General features: G+C 69.0%; 20 protein-coding genes and 6 pseudogenes. 12 read left to right on the top strand and 14 right to left on the bottom strand.

What is annotated here, in order from left to right:
• The first annotated feature begins 928 nt into the window (after positions 1-928).
• The gene (locus tag ACFRMN_RS10825) at positions 929-1,705 is read left to right on the top strand and encodes a PDZ domain-containing protein (protein WP_383016502.1); all 777 of its coding nucleotides are present in this window, start codon (positions 929-931) and stop codon (positions 1,703-1,705) included.
• Between the two features lie 204 nt (positions 1,706-1,909).
• Here the strand turns inward: ACFRMN_RS10825 and ACFRMN_RS10820 are convergent, their stop codons facing one another.
• From ACFRMN_RS10820 to ACFRMN_RS10805, 4 genes are all read right to left on the bottom strand, one after another.
• On the bottom strand, positions 1,910-2,227 hold the full coding sequence (locus ACFRMN_RS10820; RefSeq protein WP_383016499.1) for a hypothetical protein: 318 nt from the start codon (positions 2,225-2,227) through the stop codon (positions 1,910-1,912).
• 316 nt (positions 2,228-2,543) lie between these two features.
• Positions 2,544-3,452 (bottom strand): hypothetical protein, encoded by a 909-nt coding sequence (locus tag ACFRMN_RS10815; protein ID WP_383016497.1) that lies wholly within the window; start codon positions 3,450-3,452, stop codon positions 2,544-2,546.
• Between the two features lie 140 nt (positions 3,453-3,592).
• On the bottom strand, positions 3,593-3,745 hold the full coding sequence (locus ACFRMN_RS10810) for a hypothetical protein (RefSeq protein WP_383016495.1): 153 nt from the start codon (positions 3,743-3,745) through the stop codon (positions 3,593-3,595).
• 522 nt (positions 3,746-4,267) lie between these two features.
• Positions 4,268-6,304 (bottom strand): alpha/beta fold hydrolase, encoded by a 2,037-nt coding sequence (locus tag ACFRMN_RS10805; RefSeq protein WP_383016493.1) that lies wholly within the window; start codon positions 6,302-6,304, stop codon positions 4,268-4,270.
• Between the two features lie 433 nt (positions 6,305-6,737).
• Here ACFRMN_RS10805 and ACFRMN_RS10800 point away from each other — a divergent pair.
• Positions 6,738-6,836 (top strand): annotated as a pseudogene (locus tag ACFRMN_RS10800) (prevent-host-death protein); the annotation flags it as partial.
• On the opposite strand, the gene ACFRMN_RS10795 reads toward ACFRMN_RS10800, so the two are convergent.
• The gene (locus ACFRMN_RS10795; RefSeq protein ID WP_383016490.1) at positions 6,829-7,512 is read right to left on the bottom strand and encodes a TetR/AcrR family transcriptional regulator; all 684 of its coding nucleotides are present in this window, start codon (positions 7,510-7,512) and stop codon (positions 6,829-6,831) included. The pseudogene ACFRMN_RS10800 and the gene ACFRMN_RS10795 overlap by 8 nt on opposite strands.
• A gap of 160 nt (positions 7,513-7,672) precedes the next feature.
• On the opposite strand from ACFRMN_RS10795, the gene ACFRMN_RS10790 reads away from it, so the two are divergent.
• A complete protein-coding gene (locus ACFRMN_RS10790) occupies positions 7,673-8,371 on the top strand; it encodes an MBL fold metallo-hydrolase (protein ID WP_383016487.1) in 699 nt (232 codons plus the stop codon).
• 59 nt (positions 8,372-8,430) lie between these two features.
• Here ACFRMN_RS10790 and ACFRMN_RS10785 read toward each other — a convergent pair.
• From ACFRMN_RS10785 to ACFRMN_RS10770, 4 genes and pseudogenes are all read right to left on the bottom strand, one after another.
• A pseudogene (locus tag ACFRMN_RS10785) lies at positions 8,431-8,726 on the bottom strand (hypothetical protein); the annotation flags it as partial.
• Between the two features lie 211 nt (positions 8,727-8,937).
• A pseudogene (locus tag ACFRMN_RS10780) lies at positions 8,938-9,099 on the bottom strand (site-specific integrase); the annotation flags it as partial.
• A 301-nt stretch (positions 9,100-9,400) separates the two neighbouring features.
• Positions 9,401-9,583 carry a hypothetical protein gene (locus ACFRMN_RS10775; RefSeq protein WP_383016484.1) on the bottom strand — a complete coding sequence of 61 codons (183 nt, stop codon included), beginning with the start codon at positions 9,581-9,583 and terminating at the stop codon, positions 9,401-9,403.
• 778 nt (positions 9,584-10,361) lie between these two features.
• Positions 10,362-11,060 (bottom strand): TetR/AcrR family transcriptional regulator, encoded by a 699-nt coding sequence (locus ACFRMN_RS10770; RefSeq protein WP_383016481.1) that lies wholly within the window; start codon positions 11,058-11,060, stop codon positions 10,362-10,364.
• A gap of 100 nt (positions 11,061-11,160) precedes the next feature.
• Between ACFRMN_RS10770 and ACFRMN_RS10765 the strand changes: the two genes are divergently transcribed.
• From ACFRMN_RS10765 to ACFRMN_RS10735, 7 genes and pseudogenes are all read left to right on the top strand, one after another.
• Positions 11,161-11,724: a hypothetical protein gene (locus tag ACFRMN_RS10765; RefSeq protein ID WP_383016479.1), complete on the top strand. Its 564-nt coding sequence runs from the start codon at positions 11,161-11,163 to the stop codon at positions 11,722-11,724.
• Positions 11,725-12,393: 669 nt separating this feature from the next.
• A complete protein-coding gene (locus ACFRMN_RS10760; RefSeq protein ID WP_383016476.1) occupies positions 12,394-12,684 on the top strand; it encodes a hypothetical protein in 291 nt (96 codons plus the stop codon).
• 119 nt (positions 12,685-12,803) lie between these two features.
• Positions 12,804-13,043, top strand: a pseudogene (locus tag ACFRMN_RS10755) (IS5/IS1182 family transposase); the annotation flags it as partial.
• Positions 13,017-13,238: pseudogene (locus tag ACFRMN_RS10750) on the top strand (hypothetical protein); the annotation flags it as partial. The pseudogenes ACFRMN_RS10755 and ACFRMN_RS10750, both read left to right, overlap by 27 nt.
• Positions 13,239-13,412: 174 nt before the next feature.
• Positions 13,413-13,757: a hypothetical protein gene (locus tag ACFRMN_RS10745; RefSeq protein WP_383016563.1), complete on the top strand. Its 345-nt coding sequence runs from the start codon at positions 13,413-13,415 to the stop codon at positions 13,755-13,757.
• 298 nt (positions 13,758-14,055) lie between these two features.
• Positions 14,056-14,517: an SRPBCC family protein gene (locus ACFRMN_RS10740; protein ID WP_383016473.1), complete on the top strand. Its 462-nt coding sequence runs from the start codon at positions 14,056-14,058 to the stop codon at positions 14,515-14,517.
• 122 nt (positions 14,518-14,639) lie between these two features.
• Positions 14,640-14,786: pseudogene (locus ACFRMN_RS10735) on the top strand (DUF234 domain-containing protein); the annotation flags it as partial.
• A 136-nt stretch (positions 14,787-14,922) separates the two neighbouring features.
• On the opposite strand, the gene ACFRMN_RS10730 reads toward ACFRMN_RS10735, so the two are convergent.
• Positions 14,923-15,510: a TetR/AcrR family transcriptional regulator gene (locus ACFRMN_RS10730; RefSeq protein WP_383016470.1), complete on the bottom strand. Its 588-nt coding sequence runs from the start codon at positions 15,508-15,510 to the stop codon at positions 14,923-14,925.
• Between the two features lie 82 nt (positions 15,511-15,592).
• Here ACFRMN_RS10730 and ACFRMN_RS10725 point away from each other — a divergent pair, with 82 nt between their 5' ends.
• The gene (locus ACFRMN_RS10725; RefSeq protein ID WP_383016467.1) at positions 15,593-16,648 is read left to right on the top strand and encodes an NAD-dependent epimerase/dehydratase family protein; all 1,056 of its coding nucleotides are present in this window, start codon (positions 15,593-15,595) and stop codon (positions 16,646-16,648) included.
• 1,208 nt (positions 16,649-17,856) lie between these two features.
• Here the strand turns inward: ACFRMN_RS10725 and ACFRMN_RS10720 are convergent.
• Complete coding sequence (locus tag ACFRMN_RS10720) at positions 17,857-18,762, bottom strand: helix-turn-helix domain-containing protein (protein WP_383016464.1); 906 nt, start codon at positions 18,760-18,762, stop codon at positions 17,857-17,859.
• A 382-nt stretch (positions 18,763-19,144) separates the two neighbouring features.
• On the opposite strand from ACFRMN_RS10720, the gene ACFRMN_RS10715 reads away from it, so the two are divergent.
• A complete protein-coding gene (locus tag ACFRMN_RS10715) occupies positions 19,145-20,041 on the top strand; it encodes an NAD(P)H-binding protein (protein WP_383016461.1) in 897 nt (298 codons plus the stop codon).
• A 560-nt stretch (positions 20,042-20,601) separates the two neighbouring features.
• Here ACFRMN_RS10715 and ACFRMN_RS10710 read toward each other — a convergent pair.
• From ACFRMN_RS10710 to ACFRMN_RS10700, 3 genes are all read right to left on the bottom strand, one after another.
• On the bottom strand, positions 20,602-21,648 hold the full coding sequence (locus tag ACFRMN_RS10710; protein WP_383016458.1) for a hypothetical protein: 1,047 nt from the start codon (positions 21,646-21,648) through the stop codon (positions 20,602-20,604).
• Positions 21,649-21,728: 80 nt separating this feature from the next.
• Positions 21,729-22,001 (bottom strand): DNA-binding protein, encoded by a 273-nt coding sequence (locus ACFRMN_RS10705; protein WP_327235382.1) that lies wholly within the window; start codon positions 21,999-22,001, stop codon positions 21,729-21,731.
• Complete coding sequence (locus ACFRMN_RS10700) at positions 21,998-22,726, bottom strand: hypothetical protein (protein WP_383016455.1); 729 nt, start codon at positions 22,724-22,726, stop codon at positions 21,998-22,000. The genes ACFRMN_RS10705 and ACFRMN_RS10700 overlap by 4 nt, the downstream gene beginning before the upstream one ends.
• Between the last annotated feature and the right edge of the window lie 3 nt (positions 22,727-22,729).

Here is a 22,729-nt window from a genome sequence, read left to right as displayed (position 1 = left end):
TGAGTGGGACGGTGGCGTAGCGGGCACTTCCCGGGTTGCACAGCCCGTCTTTTTCTGTCGTTGGGATCCAACACCGAAAAAGCGCGCGACGATGCGGTGCATATGGGTGATCCACGTGAATTCACTATTCAGCCCCTATCCGAGGAAAACACCCTCGGGCGTGGCGTGAGCCGGATCGGTCCATGGCTTGTGCCACTGCGGGGGATCCGGGCCCCTCACCGCGCAAATCAGGAAGAAAGGTTACTTCTTCTGCGAATCAGGACCGTGATGATCATCGCGCGATTAAAGCGGACTTGCTGCTGTGGATTCATTTGTCAGGGCACAAAGGGCAAGTGTTATTATATTTTCGTCGTTCAGTTGGGTGCATTCCGTTCGGAAACGCGACGGATTCGATTTCTCATCCCCCCCTTTGAATTCCGCCATCGCGGACAGCGCCGGCCGCTCCGACGCCGACACCCGGACGTTCACCCTCCGAGCCGAGCAGGCCCACCTGGCGAACGCCGCCAGGGCGCCCGGCCCGTAGATCCGGGAGGAACGTCGACCAGCCCCGGAATGTACGTGCGCTCCGGGGTTCGTTTCGCCCGTAACGGCGGGCTGGTGGCGTCGGCGGTCGCCCGGAAGCTGTTTTCATTCCAGTGGGTAGGGGGCGTGGCGGAACCGGCACGCTTGTCAGCGGGCTTGAAGCGGGGGCTTGGGGCGGGAACTGTGTTGTCGCGTGCTGCGCCGTGTGTTCGGCGGCGTGTGTTCGGCGCCGTGTGTTCGGCGGCGTGTCTTCGGCGGCGTGTCTTCGGCGGCGTGTCTTCGGCGGCGTGTCTTCGCGGTGGTCAGTTTGGAGACCTGGCCCAATGGGACTTCCGCCTCGCCCGCGCTGCCGCGTGTCAGCACGACCCGCGCGCCACTGTGCGGGCACGACCTGACAGGACACGCGATGTTCCCCTCCCGTTCCCTGCGCTCATGGGCCCTGGCGAGCCTCACCACCGCCGTGCTGCTCGCGGGCGCGCTGCCCGCTGCGGCGGCCCATCCCTGCACGACGCCCCCCGGCCGGAGCACCGCCGCCGCGGCGACCGCCGGCGCAGGGGTGATCCCGGCTCAGCAGAACGTCCCCGAACTCGACGCTCCCGGCGCGCCGGGGACTGTCGTCTTCCCGCCGGACAAGCGCTCACGGCCGGGCCCCGGCCGCTTCACCGTGACCGCTCCGCTCCATACCCGTATCACCGCGCTCGGCATGCGGTGCCTGGGCAATGGACGCTGCTCGGTGGCGATCGCCGCCGATGGCTCCACCGCCACCGTCACCCTGCCCCCCGGCCGCTGGACCTTCGCCAACCCGGTCCACGTCACCCTCCGGGCCACGCCCGACGCACCGCTGTCCGGCGGCCAGTACGCCGGCTCCTTCGCCGCGGGGGGTGAGGCCCAGCCCCTGAACGTCGTCATCACCGAGGGCATTCAGGGGGCGCTGGGGATCACCCGGAAGGACACCCCTGACCGCAGCGGCGCCCTGGTCGCCTCCGTCGTCCCCGGCGGCGCCGCCGACACCGCCGGCATCCGCACCGGCGACGTGATCACCGCTTTCAACGACACTCCGGTCAGCACCGCGAACGAGCTGCGCGACGCGCGCCTGGGCAAGCTCCGCGAAAGCGCCGTCGTCCCGGTCACCTACCGCCGGCCGGACGGCACGGTCCGCACGGTCCAGGTCACCCTGACCTGACCCGCCCGCCCCACAGATCCGGCCGCCGGGGAGAAAGGCGCGGCGCCCTGCCGCCCGGGGCATCCTCATCACGCGTCTCTTGAACGCGCGATGAGGGTGTCTGCCTGGACCTCTGTCCAGGTGGCCGTGCCTGCTGATGGCCGTGCCTGCTGATGGCTGTGCCCCCGGAGGCGGAAGTCCTCGGGGGCACGGCTCGGGGGTGTGTCAGCGGGTGAACTTCACGCTCTTGAACTCGGCCCAGCCCACGGCGGAGCCGGGATCGACGGTCTGGACCACGTCGCCACGGCAGCCGGGCGCCTCGTACAGCTCCGCGAAGCGGTTGGTGCCGTTCTCCACGGCGCCCTCGGCGTTACCGGTGGTGTAGCACTGGTTGTCGCGCGGGTTGTTGAGGGCTTCCAGGACGTTGCCGGGCTGGTGATCCTGGAAGACACCTTGGGCCGCCTGGGCGGAGCCGGGAAGGGCCACCACGAGCACGGCTGCGGCCAGGCCACCCAGGGTGGCGGATACACGACCTCGCACCATCACTCCTTGCTGTCAACTGATGACAGGAGGGTATTGGATCGATGTCGGCCGACGGCGCGGGCACACGCACCAGGGGACCGTGAAGGACACCCCGGCCTGTCGCTGTTGCGTCGGTCATCACGACGCCGTCGTCGCCGCCGCGCAGAGCAACCTGGTACGGGCGGCAGTGGACGAGCACAAGCCGAAGAACGGCACACATTGCTCGTACACCGAGAAGCGTTATGGTCGCGGCAGCCACACCTACGTTGAGGTCAGGACCTGTCTGAAGGTCCGGGACGGCGGCTTCGACGTGATTACGGCCACCGATGTCAGCACATCAAAGGGCGCGTTTGGTATTTGGTCGAGTGCACGTGCGGCGGCAAGCCGTCGGTGTCGGCCGGGTGCCGGAGGTGGCGACGAGGACGGTGCACTCCTCCAGTCGCGATACCGCCTCGATCATCGACCGCAGTGTCACCGCCGGGTCCGGCACCGGGAGCGACGGCCGCTCGTGCCCGTCGTCGGATGTCAACTCCCTGATCCTCGGCAGCGCGGTGCCGAGGGCGGCGAACACCAGGGGCCGGTCGGTGGGCAGTTGGGCGATCCACCGCGGCAGGACGGAGCCGCGGTCCACGGACAGGGTCTGACGGTAGGCCCACGACGGGGGCAGGTGCCGGGCGAAGGAGAAGGCGGGCGGTACGTAGTCGATGTGCCCGTGGGGGACGAGGGAGAGCGGGTCCTGTTGGCAGGCGAGCCCGAGTTCCTTGCGCAGGTCGTTGAGGCCGGGCAGCACCCGGGCGGGGTCGATCAAGTTGCTGGTGCCCGACGGCGTGGACAGCTGCGGGATACCGAGGCGTTCCGCGATCAGGCAGGAGCCCAGGTCCATGCCGTCGCGCAGGACGAGGTCCGGCCCGAACTCCCTTGCCACCGGCAGGATCTCTTCCCAGAGCTTCCGGGCCATCGGGCCGGAGACAATGCGGGGCAGCAGGCTCACCAAGACGTCCTGCTGTTCCCCGCTCCCCCGGCCCGGCCGCGTCGCCTGCTCGACCAGTTCGGGTGTGACGAAGGACTGCGGAGTGAGCACGGTCACGGGGACAGCCACCCGCACGTCGTCCCGCGCGAAGACGGAGGCGAGGGCCGGGGTGGTGGCCACGAGCACATCGTGTCCCGCCGCCGCGAGCGCCCGGGCCAGGGGGAGCTGCGCGCGGCCGTGCGAGGGACTGGCGAGCGTGGTGAACAAAACCCGCACGACACACCTTCTTTCGGTGCGGAGGATGGAACTGCGGCCGCGTGCAGGGCGACGTGACCGCGGCGGAGCCGGCGATCAGCACGCCGAGGCGAAGCTGGCCTGGATTTGGCCGCGGTCTTCGGTGTCCCGGGAGAGCGCGGTCACCTCCGGTCCATCAGCGGAGAGGCCACAGCGCGGCTTCGTCGCCCCCTCAGTCCGACAGGTAGCGGCACCGCGTGGCGGCGGTGGGAGGCATCGGCGAGCAGCGGCGGAGCGGTGAGGAGCGCGAGCCCCGAGGCGCTGAACTTCGTCATGTGCCTGTGCTATCAGCCTCGTTGAGTGTGTTGGGCCGGAGGCGATGTCATGGCACCCGAACGGGCTCATCAGTCGTATCGCGCGACGACATCTCGACCCTGACGCCAGACGGGGCAGTGACCTGCCGATCACGCGACCGCCGGATTCCCTGCTCGTTCAAGGCTCTCGATCATCTACGGCGTCGCCGCACCGGCCGACTGCGACCGGGAAGGCCATCGGCGATCCGCCGGACACGTTCTTGTGGTCGTCGCAACGCTGTCACTACGGCCCCCCGGGCCCTTGGCGTCATGGATAGCGGTGCCGGGGGGGCAGCCGGCGCCCAACTGGTCGGCACAGGCGAACTCCTCGACGCCCTCGCCCGGACCCCAACCACCCAGAACCCGGAACGAGCTGCGAGACCATTTCCTTCTGCCGTGCCACATGGTTGCCCCGGCCCGCAGCACGCGCGCCGGAGGGGCGAGACACGGACGACGACGTTCTGGCGGGCTGGGACATACCGGACACCGTAGACGCACGCCAGTTCAGACCAAATCGGGGCGGTGCCACGGCTCGCCCAGTACGTGGTGTGCCAGGAAGCGCAGCACCGTGGCGTACCACAGGTGAATGTTGTTCGGTTTGAGAACCCAGTGCCCCTCGTCGGGAAAGTACAGGAACTTCGCAGGGACTTCGAACCGCGCCAGGTCGTTCCAGAGCGCCAGGGCCTCGCTGATCGGTACCCGGTAGTCCTTGTCGCCGTGGATCACCAGCATCGGCGTGGTGATCTTCGCGGCCCGCAGATGCGGGGACTCCCGTTCGTACCGCTCGGTGCGCACCAGCGGGTCGCCCTGCCGCCGCATCCAGTAGGCGGGGAAGTCGGTGACCCCCACGAAGCCGTACATGTTCCACAGGCTCGCGTGGCTGACGATCGCCTTGAAGCGGTCGGTCTGGGTGGCGATCCAGTTGGCCATGTAGCCGCCGTACGAGCCGCCCATCATGGCCGTGCGCTCCTCGTCCAGGTCATCCCGCCGCAGCGCGGCGTCGGTCAGCGCCATCAGGTCCTGGTACGGCGCGCCGCCCCAGTGTGCCCAGCCGCGCTCGTGCATCTGTTGTCCGTAGCCGGTGGACAACGCCGGGTCCGGCAGCAGGACCGCGTAGCCGGCGGCCGCGGCCACCCAGGGGTTCCACCGCCAGTGCCAGGCGTTCCAGCTGGTCTGCGGGCCGCCGTGCACCCACAGCAACAGGGGCGCGGGGGTCGCGGCGCAGGCAAGGTGCGGCATCACCAGCCAGGCGCGTAGCGCCGTCCCGTCCTCGGCGGTGGTGTGGACCTCGGTGACGCTGCCGGGCAACGCGGCTACCGGCCCGGGGCCCGGCAGTGGCACCGGCTGCTGGTCGGGAGCCCCGGCATCAAGGCGTACGGGGGTCGGCGGGCTGTCCACGGCCGAGTGCAACGCGTACAGGGTGCGACCGTCCGGGGCCACGACCACGTCGGTGTACGCGCCGGCAGCGGTGAGCCTGACCACGTTGCCGCTGCCGGTGGAGAGGCGGAAGACCGGCGCGTGCCCGGCTTCAGCGGCGGTGAAGTAGACCACCGGCGTGCCGTCCTCGCCGGGCACCGGGGAGATGACCGGGGCAGTTGGCCACTGGTCGAAATCGGGCAACAGGTCGCGTCCGGGGTCCTGGTAGTCGGTGGCGTCCACCAGCCACAGCGTGACGTCACCGGGACTGTGCCAGGTGATCCGCCGCTCGCGGGTACAGACCAGATGCCGGCCGTCCGGGGCGAAGGCGGGAGCAGCGTACTCGGTGTCCGGGGACTCCAGCACCCGCAGCCGTTTGCCCGTGGCGGCGTCCGCCACCACGATGGCAGCGCGGATCTCGTCGGGGAGCGTGCCCACGGCCGCTCCGTAGGCGATCAGCGAGCCATCGGGGGAGACCGCGATCCCCTCGTATGCGGCGATCCGACGCTCTCCGCAGTCCACCACCGCTGGTTGCTCTGCGGCGGGGTCCGGGAAGGTGAACACCCGCGCGACGCCGGGACCGAGGTCGTGGTCCCAATGCCGCACGGGCATCGATTCGTGAAGGATCGCCGACACCTTGGCCTTCTGGCGGGCCTCGCGGAGTCGCGCGTCCTGATCGGCGTTCGCCGCTCCGTGCAGTTGTGAGGCCGCCAGGGCGATCCGGGAAGCCTTGGCGGCGGTCGCGTACTCGTCGATCCCGCCGGGCCTGGCCAGCAGCTGTGATGCCTCGCCGCCGCCCGGGGGCAGGCTCCAGAGTGCCGCTTCCCGCTTGTCGTCCCCGTCCTCACCGGGATCAGCGACCGGGCGGGAGGAGAGGAAGAGCAGGGTCCCGTCGGGCAGGAACTCAGGGGCTGACTCGCCGCGAGCGGAACGGGTGAGGCGCCGGGCCGGACGTTCCCCGGACGGGTCGACCTCCCACAGGGCGCCGATGAACCTGGTGCGGTCAGTGGAAAGCTCCTGAACCACCGTCACCAGACGGGTTCCGTCGGGTGACAGTGCCAGCGAAGAGAGGCGGGGCAGCGCGATGAACGCCGCCAGGTCGTGGAAGGGAGTGGATTCCGGCATGAGAATCATCCTGAGCCTGGACGCGGGAGGGCGCCAGCCCCCTCCCAGAGCCGCCGAACGGCGTGTGGTCACGCGAGTTGTCACAAAGCCGCAGATCCTGGAGGAGCCGGCGGGCCTCCGCACGGGGCTTTGGCAGGGCGGGACATCAGACCATCTGACGGACCAGGTCAACTGAGGAGATGAGCCAATCGGACCCATCGCTCGATATGGGAACAAGATCAACGGAAACAGGACACTTTTGATTCGCCCAACCCATCCTCAGCCCGGTGACCCTCGTCACCGGCTCGCGGTTCCGACATGCGGGCTCCACTCCGCGCAGGCCGACAGGTGGGTCGCTCCTGATCACAGGCCCTACGCGCGCGGGAAAAGGTCGCGACCGTAGCACCGGCAGCACCGGCAGCACCTGGTGCTCCAGCACGCTCTCCTCGCAGGTATGACAGCTCAGCCCGAGATGACCCAGCGCGATCTGCGCAGCCGGTCCAAAGAGATCACGGACGCCGTCCAGGGCGGGCAGTCGTTCACGGTCATCCGGGTGCGGGGCCGTGCGGGAATGCGAGCCGACTGATGATCTCCTCCTCCAGCGGACCGGGTGGCGGCCACGGGAATCGGGGAATGTGAGCGCGGAGCAGAATGAGGCCGTGCAGGGCCGCCCAAAGAGCGGTCGCCGTGGCGAGAGCATCCTCTGTACGGGACGTGCCTTCGTGCATCGCATCGGCGACGTCGCGCAGAAGTATCGAGAATGCTTCGGCGGGAGCGAGCTGACTCGCGATGGGCTCGCCGACAATGGGCGCGAGCTGGCGTACCGCCTGGTCCATGCGTTCTTCTGTGGTGCTGCTACCCCTAGGCCGCGGCCGGGAGAACAGAACGGCGTAGAGCTCGGGCTGCTCGGCACCGAAGACGAGATAGGCGTGGCAGTCGGCCAGAAGTCGTTCACGCGCGCCTTCCGCTCCCGCCCGGGCGGTCTCAAGATGACGCACCAGCAGTGAGCGGGTTTCGGTGACCACGGCCTCCACGATCTGGTCGGGCGTGTCGAAGTGCGCGTAGATCGACGGTGGCGCGATGCCGACCTTGCGGGCGATCGCCCGCAAGGTCACCGCGCTGTCCGATCCGGTCTCGACCAGCAGCTCACGGGCCGCGGTCACGATCTCGTCGCGGAGTTGCCCTCCCTGACCTCGGGGGTTGCGTCTCCGTGCTGCCGGTGAAGCCATGACAAAGACTTTACAGGCGTAAGTTCTCATGCTCTACTTACGGCCGTAAGGTTACAGGGATAGCGCGAAGGAAGATGATCATGGACGTTTCCGTTCGAATACTCAAAGTCGACGGCGGCATGAACGTCGGTGTCGGCGCCGAAGCGTCGCGGTGCACCGCATGAGCGCCACGACCGTCACCCCCCTTTCCATGGGCAACAGCAACGCCTACCTCCTGCGTGGCGAGCAAGCGATCCTCGTGGACACGGGCGGACCGGAGGACGGCGACCGCCTGCGCGACGCGCTGTCCGAGCAGGGCCTTCAGCCTCGCGACATCGCCCTGGTCCTCCTGACCCACGGCCACAATGACCACAGCGGCACGGCGGCGTCGTTCGCGGATGCCGGCGTTCCGATCGCGGTCGGCCTGGGTGACGACCAACTCCTGCGTACCGGACGCATCGGCGTACTCCCGATCAGTCATCCGGCCGGTGCGGTGCTGAGGCCCCTGGTCCTCCGCGCGAGGGCCCAGCCGGTCGAAGCCGACATCCTGGTGGAGGACAAGTTCGACCTGAGTCCCTATGGCGTCGACGCGCACGCCGAGCGGTTCGGCGGCCACACCCCCGGGTCGCTCGTCGTCCGCGTCGGCGACGACACGCTCGTCGGCGACCTGGTCCGCGGTGGCGTGCTGCGCCGCCAGAGCCCGAAGCGCCATTTCTTCACCGAGGACGCCGCCGGAGTGCGCAGGGCGCTCATGACCGAGCTCGACCGCCATCCGCAGCGCCTGCTCCCCGGCCACGGCGGCCCCCTCGACGCGGACGAGACCCGACGACGCCTCGACAAGGTCGCTCCGGTGCCCAGTCGGCTCGCAGCATCCGGGTGAGGCAGGTGGTGCTTACGGTCCGCGGCACGGTCGCACGTGTCGTCGAGGAGCGGGTGGCTATAGCGCAGATCGACGTCCGCACCCGACAGGCCGCGGCCGCCGACGACCACGGCCAGACCGGCAGTGGATCGTGACCGCCGGGGACACGGTCGACCTCCGGACGGATCAACGTGCCCTCGATGACCGCTAGGTCCTGTCCGGCGTCGAAGACAACCAGGATGTCGCGGTCACCCGGCTTCCAGCGGCCCATCTCGATGAAGTCGGTGACCACCCGGCGGGTCCGGGCGGCGGTGACCTCGGCGACATCGTCGGCCGCCCCCAGCCGCAGGGCGTCCAGGATCTGGCACCACGAGGTCAGCGGGGCGAACCGGTTGCCGGCCCAGGCGGCGTAATGGCCGCAAGGGTGAGCATCGCCTCGGAGTGCTCGGGTCGGGTTTCGTAGTCCCGTGCGTTCCTGCGCGCCTGATCCGTTGCGGCGAGAGCCGTACGCCTTGTCACCGCTGACGTGACCGGGCCGGGTACGGGGCCGCTCGCCCTGCGGGCGAATGAGGTAGACCATGAGACAGCCACCGCGGCCCCATGGCGTCGGCGAATGCGTCGACCTGTTGCACGGTGGCTGTCGGGCGCTCCTCCGCCGACTCCATACCCGCTTCCCTGATGCGGTAGGGAGTACGACGGATCAGCTCGTCATCGACGGCGGTCTCCATGATGGCTTTCAGCAGCCGGTAGCACTGGTTTCTAAGGAAAACGGAGATTCCATGATTCAGATCGGCATGGTTGGCAGAATCTCCGCAGGAGACGACACCGGAAAGTTCGTAAAACTCCAGGAGCTTCCTGACGACTCGCCAAGTTATCTTATCCTGATGGCATATGACGCGGATTTCCAGGATGGGTACGGTGATTATTGGGTGGAGGACCACGAGTCACTGAAAGAGTTCTTCACGGAGTCGCACTGGGTGATCGAGTGGCTGAATCCGACAAGCCAGGAAGGGAACTGACCATCGCCCGAACGAGCTCCCACTCGCGCCCTCACCGCCCGTTCCCTCCGTCTCGTGGACTGGCGGGAGTTCTTGGCCCGGTGGCTGCCCGGAGTATCCGGCCGATAGTGCCGTCCGCCGCCCACCGGCGGAAACGGGTGTGGAGCACGGTCCATGAGCCGTATCGCTCGGGCACATGTCGACAGGTCACCTCGACCCGGGACTTCCACACCATCCCCTGAGCGCATCAATGCCTGCAGGATCCGTAAGTCCGCGGTTTGTGGCCGCGTGAATCGCGCTCGCATGTTTATCACCTTCTGTTCATGCCCCCTTCTCCCAGCCTCTGCAACTCAAATCTTCCCGGCCGGGCATCTGTCGACCAATAGCCTTTGCCCCCCCGCAGGAAGGTTCGCAACAGGAGCGGACTCTCCCACCAGTGTCCGGGGCCTACGTCCTCATCACCCCAGGGGGATTCGCACACCGGTTCAAGAGCGAGATGCGCCGCTTCGCGCGGCCTCAGCCAACGGCCGCCACACAACACCGTTCTGCCACCGAAAGAACGTGGCCCAGCACCGACACCCTCTGCCACCTCCGCGACAGCGAAGTGGCACCCATCCATATCGCACCACTGCCGCACCAGTCGAGGCGGCAAACCACGGCCAATCGGCGCACGTTACGACGGCTCCACAGATCACACCCAACAATCACTTAAGTCGCTGCCCTGCAAGGTGGCCAACAATGCACCTGCGATTCCCAAGCTCAGAGCGCGAGTTCGATTCTCCTCCCCCGCTGGGCGTGTGGTCGTCTGCGCGTGGGGATCGGCCCAGGTGTCGGGCAGCCCGAAGGGGACCGCCCCGACATCGGCGCCCGATCCCAACCGGGTCGCGTTCAGCAGCGGGGTCCAGGAGGAACGCTCTCCTCCGGCGTCTCGGTGATCGAGTACGGCCGGCATCCGGTCGCAGGCACCGGCTGACATCGGGTTTCAGGTGCCGTGCGCCCCTTGCGACTCGGGGTCACACGTTGGGTGGCGAGCACTCGATGCCGGCGACCGCTGTGACCGCGGAAGGCGCCTGGTCCGGTGCGGAGTCCGCGGACTCGTCCAGCCTGCGGGCGGTGTGGATCCGCAGCAGTCCTTCGATGCCGCGCAGCAGGGTCTCGCCGGCCAGGACGGGGTCGCCGAGGTAGCCGGCGCTCATCGCGCCGTCACGGAGCATGACAAAGTGTCGCCCGGCGTGCTCGGCCTGTTCGGCCGTGATCGTGGCGAACAGTGCGGTGACCGTCCGCAGGAACCATTCGCGGTGCTGCACGACGGCTCGGTGGACCGGGTTGCCGGGGTCGGGGAATTCCGCTGCCGCGTTGAGGAAGGCACATCCGCGGTAGCCGGGTGAGCGGATCTGCTCGACCAGGGACGTACCGATGCCTCGGAGGATGGCGTCGGCCGGCACGTCCGTGGACATGAGAGAGCCGATCTGACTACGGATCGCCTGGTCGACGCTTCCGATGTAGGCGAGGGCGAGGTCGTCCTTGCTTCGGAAATGGCGGTAGAAGGTGGCGTTGGTGACCTTCGCCTCGGCGACGAGGCGGTCGACGCCCACCGTGTGGATGCCCTCCGCGTAGAAGAGCTGCCCGGCGGTCCCCAGAAGCCGCTCCCGGGCCGCCGAGACCCGCCCGCCAGTGCCTGTGCCGGCTTCCGTCCGTGTCATGCCACCCATGGTAGCGGGTAGAACGCTCTCTCTTGTTTTCGCCGAAGGGGTGTGCCAGGCTGCGTCCAAGAGAGAACGTTCTCTCTATCCGCACTCACTGGAGAATCCCATGGCATCCACCGCCTCCGCCGAGCACGTCGCCGCCACACCCGCCCTGCGCCGGCTGTACGTCATCCGCTTCGCCTTCGCCGCCGCGTGGGCCGTACTTCTGATGGTGTCCGGCTCGGACCTCACCCTCGGAGCCCAACTGTTGCTGGTTCTCTATCCGGCCTTCGACGTGGCCGCGGCTGTCCTCGATGCCAGGTCCGCGCGCGCCGCCGGACCGGTCAGGGGCCTGTACGTCAACATCGCCGTCAGCTCGCTCGCCGCCGTCGGTATCGCGGTCGCCGGCACCTCGGGCGTCGCCGACGTGCTGCGCGTCTGGGGCGCGTGGGCAGTGATCTCCGGGCTGGTCCAGCTCCTCGTGGGCGTCGCGCGCCGGCCGATGGGCGGACAGTGGGCCATGATCGTCAGCGGCGGCATCTCGGTGCTGGCCGGCGCGACCTTCTTCCAAAGCGCCTCACAGGACGACCCCTCACTGACCGCCCTCGCCGGCTATGCCACGCTCGGAGGGATCTTCTTCCTCGTCTCGGCGTTCCGCCTGTCCCGCTCGACATCAATGCCGTCTCGGTGACCATCATCGGGGAGCACCACAGCGGGCAGCCGACGCCGAACAACCCGTACCAGATGATCGAACCGCCGGCGAGGGACGGTCCTTGCCTCGTCGGGATGTCCGTACAGCGTGAACCGTCTGCCGCGCGGTCTTCTCGCGCTCGCCGCGGAGCCGTTGGGCGAGGACCGCCTGATCCTAGATGGGCCCAGGGTGGCGTCCGGCCACTCGGCCGCCGGCCCCTGGTTACGGCGAGCCCGATGGACGACGTCGTACCCAGTGAGGACGGGATCGACCAGCCGCTTCGCGGATCCGGTCGGAGTGCGGGGGCGTCGTGGTCGTGCGCACCAGTTCAAAGGACTGGTCGTAGAGGGCGACCACGTCTAACTCGCCACGTGCCTTGACCCAGCCGCCCATCGCGGCGCCTGCCAGTCCCCCTCGACTGCCCATCGCCCTTCCTCGACGCGCGCCGCAACGCCCGAAGTCACGCGGCGACTACCGCCCTCGCCGCCCGTTAGGGACCGTGTGGACCGGCATGGCCGGCATGGAGGGCATGGAGGGCATGGCCAGCGGCCGAGGAACGCGGAATCGCCAACTGTCCCTCACAGAAGAACCGTTGGAGAGCCGCATGTGGCGAATGCATACTTGGGGCCAAGGAACCGAGGTCGCCGATCCACCGCGCAGGGAAACCCGATGAGTGCCGCCCGCCGTGGCAAACGCCGCGCCACGCTGCCGCGCCGCGCGTGGATCGTACTCGCGGCGTCCGTCGGGTTGATCGCACTCTCCAGCGCGGCCATGTCGGCCACGGTCCTGGACGCGGGGGGTTCCAACGGCGTGGACACGCATCGCCAGACGGCGTCCCGCGAGGACGTCCTCAAGTTCTGGACTCCGGAGCGGATAAAACAGGCGAAGCCCGCCGAGATGCCGGTGCGGCCGGTGGAGTGCGTGGGCTGGCAATGGTTCGTCCGCCCGAACTGCTGGTGATCCCGACCGACAGGTGTGCCCCGGCGCCGGGGGAGCACTGCTGACACGGAGGGCACCAGCCTGGCATGCCCATTTCTGCGACCGGCGCCCCGCTCGAAGGCCGGTGCCATGATCTCGGCATCTCTCTTGTGGTCACGGCTTCGCAGCTGTCCTGGACAGCCCCGTTCACCGGACTGAGCCCGCACAGCTTCAGCAAGCTGGTGACGATGCTTTGCCGGGAGGGGGCGGATGCCGTGCGGCGAGGCCGGCCCTGGAGCCCGTCGCCGGACGACCAGGTCCTGCCGGTAGCGACGTACTGGCGCACCGACCTGACGCAGCGGCAGTCGGCCCCATTGTTCGGGATCTCGGACTCCGCGGCCGGTGATCCGGACGCTCTGCTATCGCTGCGTGAGTGGATTGGGTTCGAGGACGAACCGCGCGGACGGGTGCGGCTGCTGTCGTCCTCAGGCGGATCCAGCGGTGAGATGAGTGGTGGCGCGCTCGACGTGCTCGTCGTCGCACTGGGTTCCGGAGGGGCCGGGGCGGTGCTCGCCCGATCGTTGACGAGCTGGATCCGGTCGCGTGCCGTGCTGATCGGTGTCAGCCACTTCCCGGGATCCCCGGCCTGGCCGACTTCCGGCCGTACGGGAGAACGTCGCCGGCCTGTGGCACCGGCTGACCCATGCTGTCACAGGGGTGCTGAGCCCCCGAGCACAGCGAGGTCGTGGACCCCACGACCGGTGGAGGTCGTGGACCCCACGACCTCCACCGCCGACATCGGCCGTGCCATCAACCAAGCCGCGGCCGAGGCCACAGACGTGCTGCCGATCTACTCCGCCGGACACGGACTGATGGACGACCGGGGACGTCTCTACCTGGCCACCAGCGCCACCCGCGACCAATCCCCAAGGTACAGCGCGATGGGCGTCGACCTGTTGCGCGAAGACCTCGGCGGCAGCGCCGCCGCGGCCCGGGTCCTCATTCTGGACTGCTGCTTCTCCGGACGCGCCATCGAAGTGATGGCCGGCGAGGAGAGCCCGGTCGACGGCCAACTCGCCGACGGGGACGAACACCTCCGCCTGGTCGCACGGTAAGGCCAGGTCCGCTATCGCCTCGCCGCCGTCGGCGAGCATGACCGCCCGAGCGGCCGGTGGTCCACCGCAAGCGCCATTGGTGGGAGGTGGAGACCAGGTGTGAAGTTCCCCCAGCTCGTTCAGGGCGTTCGTACGGTGGCGCGCTCCGCTTGGACGCCCTGGACCCCTCCCCGCTCCAGTGCGTGTGGGCCGAAGGCAGACGGGATGGGAGCCGGGGAAGGTGGTGGGCGAAGAAGTGAAGAGGTGAGGTAAAGCACGCACGTTGACAGCGAAACCACCGCCTGGGAGCGTTCCCGGCATGAGGTCTGTCATCGTGTCGATCGACGTACCGCAGGCGCCCGAACCGGTCTATGACTTCCTCGATGTCATGGCCAACCATGAGCTGTTCACCAACCACTACCTGACCAACTGGCGTTACGGTGGGCCCGACCGCGGTGTGGGATCGCGTGTCACGGTCACGGCCGCGCTGGGCGGCGCGAAGGCGGACGTAGGCATCGAGGTGATCGAAGCCGAGCGGCCGTGGCGCATCGTCGAGCGGAACACCGGCGCGGGTGGTCGCCGACGGGCCCGCGGGACCTACCGCATCGAGCCGTTGCCTGCCGGCGGGAGCCGGGTCTCGTTCGAGTACGCCGTGCTACAGGCCCCGCTCACGGAACGCCTGCTGGCCCCGCTCGTGAGAGCCACGATCCGCCGGGCCAACCGCGTCGGCATGCGGCGCATGGCCGCCGAACTCACCTGCGGTGAGTCCGCGTCCAGGTAAATGGCGTCTGTTCCAGTCCACGAGGGCGGCGCCGGCCTCGTTGAGCGCGACGGCTGGGACTCAGTGGAAGTTGGAAAGCTCCGAGCCGAGCAGACGGGCCACCTCCTGCACGAGATCCATCCCTCATCCGCGAAGCCTTGTGGCGGCTGGGCTCCGACGAAGGACAGCTACCTGCGGGCACCCACACGATCGGCGGCTACTGGACCCGCACCAACGACCCGGAGATCGACGTCGTCGGCGCCGACCACGTTCCCATCGCCAAGAAGATTCGAGGATGTGCTCAAGGCCGCCCGCTCCAACCTCCGCTTCCAAGACCGACGCGTCGCCGACCTCGAAGCACCGGCCGCCGCCCCCGGGACAACGCCCTGACCTAGGCATACGGCCGTAAGGAAACCGTCCAGCTCGTCAGGAATCCTTGACGACATCCTCGTTCGTCAGCTGCCTCATCGCCGCCAGGGTCTGGTTGATGGTGGCCGGGAGGTCGGTGTCGCCGTGCTGGTTGAGCCAGCGGGTCACCGCTATCCGGAACGTGGTCACGGCGATCTCGGCCGCTAGCTGGGCGGTCAGGTCGTCGACGCCGCGGTCACGGAAGCCCTGCTCCAGGGCCTCCGCCATCAGCGAGAACTTGCGCAGCTCGCGCTCATGCAGGGCGGGTTCGGCGTCGATCGCGGCCCGTCGGCGTAGCAGGTAGTCGAGGCTGCGGCCCTCGAAGATCTCGGCCGCGGTGGGGGCCAGACCCTCGGTGATCAGTTCCATCGGGCCGAGCGACGGCGGGGCCTCGGCCATGAGGCGGGCCACCCGCTCGGGCACCAACTCCTCGCCGGCGAAAAGCACCTCGCGCTTGTCGGCGAAGTGCCGGAAGAACGTACGGGTCGTGAGTCCGGCCCGCGCTGTGATCTGCGGCACGGTGGTCTCGGCGAAGCCCTGCTCAAGGAAGAGATCGAGCGCGGCCCGCTCAAGCCGTTCTCGCGCACCCGGCTGCCATCGACCCATGCGGCGAATTCTAGCGATGACACGTCGTGTCATGCCATGCGATAGTGATGACACGACGTGCCATTGGTTGATGGAGGCGAACATGACGGGTGAGATCTGGGTGCTCGGTGCGACCGGACGGGTCGGCCGGGAGGCGGTGGAGCGTCTGCGGCAGGCGGGCGCCGAGGTGGTGGTGGCCGGCCGCGATCGGGAGCGGCTGACCCAGGTGAGTCCGGACGCCCGGGCGGTGACCGGCTCGCTCGACGAGGTCTGCGCGCGGCTGGCCACCGAGGCGCCGACCGTCGTGATCAACACGGTGGGCCCGTTCGCGGTCACGGCGCCGCAGGTCGCGCGGGCCTGCCCGCCAGGCACCCACTACGTCGACGTCGCCAACGAACTGAGCGCGTTCGAGCTGCTCCACGCCATGGACCGGGAGGCGGCGGCGACCGGTCGCACGCTGGTCTCCGGGGCGGGCTTCGGCGTGCTCGCGACCGAGAGCATCCTGCTGCATCTGCTGGCGGCCGAGGAGAAGCCTTCGCGAGTACGCGTCGACGCCGTCGCGTCAGTCGCGATCGAACCCGGCGCCCTCGGCGAAGCCCTGGCCGCCACCATCGTGCACGCGTTGCTCGACGGCGGCCGCGAGGTGCGGCAGGGCCGGTTGGTACGCGCCCGGGCCGGCGGTGCCGCCGAGAGATTGACCACCCCCGACGGCGACGTGGTCACCACCGCTTCCCTGAGCAGCGGCGAGCTCTTCGCGGCCTGGCAGGCCAGCGGTGCCCCGTCGGTGATCGGCGCCTCGGCTCTCGCCCCGGCCAACCCGGCCGTCCGAGCGGCTCTGCCGGCGATAGGTGGCGTGCTGCGTTTGCCCGGCCTGGCCGGCTTCGCCACTCGGCGGCTCGCCCGCATCACGACGACCACGGCCAAGGAGCGCCCGCGCCGGTCGTCCTGGGGCCGCGCCCGAGTCGAATGGCCGTCCGGCCGCGTACGCGAGGGCTGGCTGCGCACCGGCGAGGGCATGACGTTCACGGTCGGCGCCGTCACCGAGGTGGCCCAGCGCCTGGCCAAGGGCGAGGGCCGCCCCGGCGCGTTCACCCCGGCCAGGCTCTTCGGCCCCGAGGTGGCGCTGGCCGCCGGCGCCGAGTTCGTGGTCACGGACTGACTGTCGCCAGAGCGAATCACTGCCAGAAAGGCGGCCCCGTCGGCACGCCTCTCGCAGGAGACCGCCCCAGGAGGCGCCTCTACGGGTGCGCGCGCCAGTACGTGCCATTCAGAGGGGTAAACAGCGGTCACTACGGACACCGTCCAGCCACTGACCAGGAGCACATCCGCACAGGGTTTCGGCTGGTCAGAGGCATCTATGGCGTTCAAGTGCTGGGTGATTCCCAAGCTCAGAGCGCGAGTTCGATTCTCGTCACCCACTCCACGACGTAGGCCCAGGTCAGCGACTTGGCCTCCTCTGTTGTCTAGACCCGCCCAAGGGCTGTCCCGTGCCCGTTCCGTGCCCGATGCCCGATCGTCCGGGCCGGCCTCAGCCCTTCTCGGAGGTCCGCCCCTGCGCACACCATCGCGTCCTTGAGCCTCGCGCCGGACCGCGGCGACAGGGTGCGCCCGGTGGGGCGGAGATCGTAGAAGCGGAAGCTGTCCGGCAACCCCAACGTCCGACTGCCGACCTCGCCCCGCCTCGGCGACCGGATCGCCACAGCTCACGCCGCCGGCCTGCTCCACCTGCACGTTCCGGCGATCTGGGAAATGGTGATCTTCCACAGGGCCGCGGCAACAGTGTCGCCTTCACCCTCCTGGACACCACCGAAGGCGCGCAGTCCTCGATCATCGACACCACCGTCGTGGCGCTCACGATCTTCGCGTACATCGTCTGCCGAGGATGGAAGTCATGGCGAGTCGTCCAGCGTGGCGATGTACAGACGAACGCGCTTTGAGCTGCCGTGCCCGTGGGCCACTCGGACGCCCCGACCGGCCTGCGCTGCGGCTGCGATCCCGCTTCTGAGCAGGAAGTGCTGTTGGTCCAAGAGGGGAACACCATCGACTCATCGGGTGAATGCACGGTCACTGCTCGGCACGTGGCTCGCCGACGAGGTCGATGCCACCCTCGCCAAAGCCTCACGTCCCCCCGCACCAAAGACGACTTGAGGCCGCGGTACTCACGGCGCGCCTGGGCCGTCCGTGAACCGTCCCGGTTCGCCATGCTCTACGGCACACCCGTCCCCCGCGACCAGACGGTGGAGGCACCGCACGATCCGGCCGGCCTCGCTGACATCGTAGGCCTCTGACCGGGGCAGCCGGACCCCGTCGCCTGTGAAACGGCGGGGCCGCACCGGCACCGGCACCCGTACGTGGCCGAGCAACCCGTCATCCCCTGCCGGGAGCTTGATCCCCCCGCTCGCGGCCCCGACTGCGGTTCCCTTCTTGCGCCATGGGCTCCACGGCCTCCGGGGATGTCAGGCGAAGCAGGGCCTTCGAGGTCGCGGCGTCCGCTGGGTGGAAGGCCCAGATCCTGTGGCCTTCGCTTCCCGGCAGTTCCAGGACGTGCTGGTCGAGTGCGAGCGTTCCGACCCTCGGATGTCGGAACAGTTTGTGGTCGAGGGCCTTCTCATAGAGGTGGTGCTCGCCCCAGGCAGTTCTGAAGACATCGCTGTGCGCGACCAGTTCCTTCAAGAGCTGTGTCAGGCGGGCCGACCCCGCTTCAGAGCCCGACTGTGCGCGTAGGGCCGCCACCACGCAGCGGGCGAGTTCGGGCCACTCGGTGAAGAACGCCTGTGCTCCGGGGGCGAGGAAGACCAGGCGGGCGTAATTGTCCCGGGGTTCCAACCTTTCGTGGAGAAGATCGCCGAGTGTGTTGCTGTCCACGATGTCGAGCCATCGGTTCACCAGCAGTGCGGGCACCGTCAAGGAGCCGAGCAGCTGGTGCACTGCATCCAGGCGGTCCGTGTCCATGCCGGGCGCCACTCCGTCCTCGGCAGCCCCTGTGTCGGAGAGTTCACGCAGGTAACGCGCCGCCGCGGCGTCCAGCAGCAATGCCCTGCACAGGCCCCTCACCACCGCGCGGGACGGACGGCGTTCCCTCCCCTGTTCGAGGCGCACGTAGTAGTCGGTGCTGATCCCGGCCAGGAACGCCACCTCGTCTCGCCGCAGCCCGGGCACTTGGCGCTGTGCCCCCGGGGCCAGTCGGTGATGTTCCGGCCGCACCCGATCCCGTCTGGCACGCAGGAAGGCCGCCAGTGGTTCGCCGCTGTTGTGCGCCCGTGAAACCTTCATGCCACCAGCCTAAGGACAAGGCGTTCACCGGGAGTGGGGGAATGGCCGTGCGCCACCACGGCCGGCCGGCCCTGCCGCGTAACGCCGCCCAGATCAAGACGCACAGAGCGCACAGAGCGCACAGAGCATCGATGCAGCCCGTAACCGCGAGCACGTGAGCTGGGCAGGCCGGCCCAGCTCGACCTTGTGGTCGCCCCCGCCCGAACGGCCGGTGCCGACGGGCAGGACTGACTCTCCGGGGTGGGTGTATCGCTCCTACCCTCCCGGTTCGTCGGGTGGCTAGCGTGCCGAACGCCTACCGAAAGGTTCGGATCCCAGCGCCGTGCGATTGCGGCGGGCTTCCCGGCACCAGTTAAGAACGCCAAGGAAAAGAGATACGTCGATGTTCGTCGTTACCGGCGCCGGTGGCCGCACCGGACGGGCCGCCGCTCTACACCTGCTCGCGGCCGGATACCGCGTCCGAGCCGTCGGCCGGTCGGCCCAGCGGCTCGCCGACCTTGCCGCACGGGGCGCCGAGGTGTGGGAAGCGGACCCGCTTGACCCGGCCGCGCTGACGGACGCCTTCCGTGGCGCGGAGGGCATCTACGCGGTGATCCAGCCCAACTACATTCCCGACCACCCGGACTTCGGCGCGTTCCAGGACCAGGTGGCGGCCTCCCTGACCACGGCGGTCACCGAGTCCGGCGTGACCCGCGTCGTCGGGCTCAGCAGCTGGGGAGCTCGGCACCCCGAAGGCACCGGACCGGTCATGGGGCTCCACCGCTTCGAACAGCGCCTCTCGGCTGTTCCCGGAGTCGACACGCTGTGGCTGCGGGCCGGCTACTTCATGGAGAACCTGCTCACACACGTCCACACCGCCAGGGCCCACCACCGCATCAGCGCCCCGTTCGACCCCGACCTTCCTCTGCCCTTCGTCACGACCCCCGACATCGGGGGCCGAGCCGCGGCCGAACTCGCCACCGGGACCTGGCACGGTACGGAGGTCCTGGAGCTCCAGGGCGAACGTGAGGTGAGCATGCGGGAAGCCGTGGGCGTGATCGCGAAGGCTGTGCGTGCGGACGACTTGACCTATGAGCAGACCAGCCTCGCCGACTTCCACGCGGAACTCCGCAGTAACGGCGTGTCCGTCAACGTCGCGGACATGATGGCCGAGGTCGGCGAAGCCGTTAACTCCCGGCACACGCGGATGGAGCAGCCGCGTACCGGCCGCACATCCACCCCCACCTCCATCGAACGGTTCGCCGAGGAAGAATTCGCTCCGCGGTACCGCGCGGCCTGACCGGATCAGGTGCCGTGCACTCCGAGTGGATCTCTTCGATCAGGGGCATGAGCTGCTCGTCACCGTGGAATTCGACAGGATTCCGCGTCCACTAGGCGTCCAGGAGGTCGAGTGTCTCGTCGACCGCGCGCTCGATGGCCGCCCGCACGGACCGTTCGCCGGCGATGTCGACGGTGACGGCCAGCGAATGCCGAGGGAACACTGTTGGCAGGCAGTCGGCGCGCGACGCCATAGGCGGTCATACGCTCATCCAACCCGCTGCCTGTGGAACGCGTGGAGGGGCCTTGGTGCCGTAGCACCAAGGCCCCGAAGGAACTGCTGCACCATTTGCCGACCCTGATGACGCGTCGGCCTTCTGTTTCCGCCGCCCCGGCCGAACTACTGCCGGAGGTAAGGGGATCCCACCACACCCAATGTCTACTCCGGCCGACACAAATTCTCGTGCATCCGGCGGGAAGGTGATCGCCCTCGGACTGAGCAGGGCGGGGGTGAGCTGACGGACACGATGAACATCCGCGCCGCAGCCGGTCGTTCCTCAGGTCTGCGTCTCCCGAGGAGACTCAGGACTCCCTCAGCGCCATCGCCAGGTCCCTCAGTTCGTCCAGCACGGCCACACTGCGGAAGATGGTCTGAAGGGATGTGTTGATCTGCCGGGAGGGGCGGCGCAGCTGACGGCTGGAGGAGCCGAACATGCTGATCAGTGCCACGACCTCCTGGAAGACGCCCGCCGCTTCCTGTACTTCCTCGGGGGCCGTGAGGACCTGCTCCACCACCTCCTCCGCGCCCTCCGGCCATTCGCGGCGCGGCGTACTCGCCGCCCATTCCAGGAACGCCCGGAGGGCGTCAGCGCTGGCCCCCATGCGCGCCGCGAAGCGCTCGGCCGCCGCCGCCAGGTCGTCGGCCGGCCCGTCGATGGCTTTGGCCAGGCGGTTGATCACAGCCATCCGCATATTCATCGAAGCCCCGGGATGGCTGACACGGGCCATATCCTCGCCGATCAGCCCCATCATCTCCCCGAGGTCCGTCATGGCAGACTCCACGTCGGCCATGCCGCCGGAGACGGCCTCCAGCTGCACTTCCGCCTCGACGACCAGATCAAACAGGCCGGGGGCGTCCTCGCCCCCGGCGGTCGGCTCCGCAACGGGCCCGGGGGTTGATCCACTGGGGAGCGACAGGACACTGCCCCCGCCCAGCGCCTCCGCCAGTACGCTCGTCAGGTGCCGCCGGGCGGTGACGGTGTCGGCGGCGTGTGACGGGAATGGGATCCGAGGCGTCGTTCCGGGGCCCGGGAGCTGTTCGGTTCCCTCCGTGACATGGACGGTGCACCGACCGAGGGCGTGTCGCACTCCGAGCCCGAAGGACAGCTCCGCCCCGGATCCGCCGAGGTCGGCGACGACGACGTCCACTTCGGTGAACATGCGCAGCAGTTGGTCCATGGGCAGGCCGGCCTCCGTGAGCCTGTCCGCTCGCAGGAAGGTGAGACCGAGCTCCGCACACGCGGGACGCACAATGTCCTCGTAGAGGACGGTGGACCGGTGCCGCTCCCCCGGAGGGGATTGACCAGGAGGGTCGGCGGCGGTTCCGCAGATGGCGAGGCAGGTGGGCATGGCAGGCTCCTTCACAGTGGGTCCGGGGAGGCCCTGTCGGTGGCCGGGCAGCCGACAGGGTGGAGGGTGGAGGGTGGAGGTCAGTCGAAGAGAGTGAGCGCCACTCCGTCGGCGACCTCGTCGGCGAAGACCGGGCGTTCCTCGATGCCCAGTGCGCTCAGGAGGTCGACGGTGAGCACGCGGTGGCGTCGGCCGACGCGCACCGTGGGGCAGGGGAAGGCGTCCTGGGCCACCAGCCGGTAGGCCGTACCCAGGCACATTCCGAAGGCCCTGGCAGCCGTTCGCAGATTGACGCTGACCGGAAGGTTGAAGATCTCGCGGAAGGTGAGGGGCGTCTCGACGCGGTCGGTCATCCGCTCCTCCGTACGCGGCGCAGAGAGACCGTGGCGACCTGGCGACCCCGGCCCGAGAATCCGACGCTCGTGGCGGTGTCGGCCACCTCCCAGGCCCGGGCCAGAACGCCGAGGCGTACGCCCTCGACACGGTGAGCGGGAACGGTGATCCGCACCGTGGCCGAGAGCCCGGGGTGGCGCGGGACCGGGTCGTAGTCCGCCTGCCAGTAGTCCGCCGCCTCCGCTTCGACGGGAACGCCGCCGGCCCGCTCCACGTCGTCCACGGCCATTTCGCGGCGAGCGTGGCGCCACACGTCGTACACGCGTGAACAGGCTGAACGCAGCACTGTCCCGCCGGGGTCGGGGTCATCCGCCGTGAGACCGGCCAGCGCTTCGAGGTAGCAGGTGATCAGTTCGGCCTCGACGTCGCCTCGTTCGGCGCGGAAACGCCAGGTGATCTTGTAGGCGGTGCGGCGGAGCCCCGGGAGTCCCAGCCACACGACGGCCTCCGGCCAGTCGGGCCCGACAGCGTCGGAGTGGGCGCGCTCCGCGATCTGGTGCCACAGGCTCGCACGTGCCTCGGTGCGGGCGGTGCGGTCGTAGAGCAGTTGGCGGGCCCGTACCAGGGCCATTGGTGCACCGGCCCGTTCCGATCCGTCGTAGAAACGTAACGGGGGCGCCGGCTCGCTGTCAGCGCAGTGACGCTCGACGGCGGCGAAGATGCCGGGGTGAGGGGGAAGTGACATCGG

The organism is Streptomyces sp. NPDC056835, assembly GCF_042789485.1.
GTDB lineage: Bacteria > Actinomycetota > Actinomycetes > Streptomycetales > Streptomycetaceae > Streptomyces.
This window is presented reverse-complemented; position numbering and strand designations above follow the sequence as displayed.

Bases quoted from the DNA above. Each gene is read 5' to 3' on its own strand.
- ACFRMN_RS10700 (WP_383016455.1), bottom strand. From the start codon at position 22,726: ATGTCACTTCCCCCTCACCCCGGCATCTTCGCCGCCGTCGAGCGTCAC.
- ACFRMN_RS10720 (WP_383016464.1), bottom strand. From the start codon at position 18,762: ATGAAGGTTTCACGGGCGCACAACAGCGGCGAACCACTGGCGGCCTTC.
- ACFRMN_RS10820 (WP_383016499.1), bottom strand. From the start codon at position 2,227: ATGGTGCGAGGTCGTGTATCCGCCACCCTGGGTGGCCTGGCCGCAGCC.
- ACFRMN_RS10715 (WP_383016461.1), top strand. From the start codon at position 19,145: ATGTTCGTCGTTACCGGCGCCGGTGGCCGCACCGGACGGGCCGCCGCT.
- ACFRMN_RS10710 (WP_383016458.1), bottom strand. From the start codon at position 21,648: ATGCCCACCTGCCTCGCCATCTGCGGAACCGCCGCCGACCCTCCTGGT.
- ACFRMN_RS10725 (WP_383016467.1), top strand. From the start codon at position 15,593: ATGACGGGTGAGATCTGGGTGCTCGGTGCGACCGGACGGGTCGGCCGG.
- ACFRMN_RS10790 (WP_383016487.1), top strand. From the start codon at position 7,673: ATGAGCGCCACGACCGTCACCCCCCTTTCCATGGGCAACAGCAACGCC.
- ACFRMN_RS10825 (WP_383016502.1), top strand. From the start codon at position 929: ATGTTCCCCTCCCGTTCCCTGCGCTCATGGGCCCTGGCGAGCCTCACC.
- ACFRMN_RS10730 (WP_383016470.1), bottom strand. From the start codon at position 15,510: ATGGGTCGATGGCAGCCGGGTGCGCGAGAACGGCTTGAGCGGGCCGCG.
- ACFRMN_RS10770 (WP_383016481.1), bottom strand. From the start codon at position 11,060: ATGGGTGGCATGACACGGACGGAAGCCGGCACAGGCACTGGCGGGCGG.
- ACFRMN_RS10795 (WP_383016490.1), bottom strand. From the start codon at position 7,512: ATGGCTTCACCGGCAGCACGGAGACGCAACCCCCGAGGTCAGGGAGGG.
- ACFRMN_RS10810 (WP_383016495.1), bottom strand. From the start codon at position 3,745: ATGACGAAGTTCAGCGCCTCGGGGCTCGCGCTCCTCACCGCTCCGCCG.
- ACFRMN_RS10705 (WP_327235382.1), bottom strand. From the start codon at position 22,001: ATGACCGACCGCGTCGAGACGCCCCTCACCTTCCGCGAGATCTTCAAC.
- ACFRMN_RS10775 (WP_383016484.1), bottom strand. From the start codon at position 9,583: ATGGTGTGGAAGTCCCGGGTCGAGGTGACCTGTCGACATGTGCCCGAG.
- ACFRMN_RS10740 (WP_383016473.1), top strand. From the start codon at position 14,056: ATGAGGTCTGTCATCGTGTCGATCGACGTACCGCAGGCGCCCGAACCG.
- ACFRMN_RS10805 (WP_383016493.1), bottom strand. From the start codon at position 6,304: ATGCCGGAATCCACTCCCTTCCACGACCTGGCGGCGTTCATCGCGCTG.
- ACFRMN_RS10765 (WP_383016479.1), top strand. From the start codon at position 11,161: ATGGCATCCACCGCCTCCGCCGAGCACGTCGCCGCCACACCCGCCCTG.
- ACFRMN_RS10760 (WP_383016476.1), top strand. From the start codon at position 12,394: ATGAGTGCCGCCCGCCGTGGCAAACGCCGCGCCACGCTGCCGCGCCGC.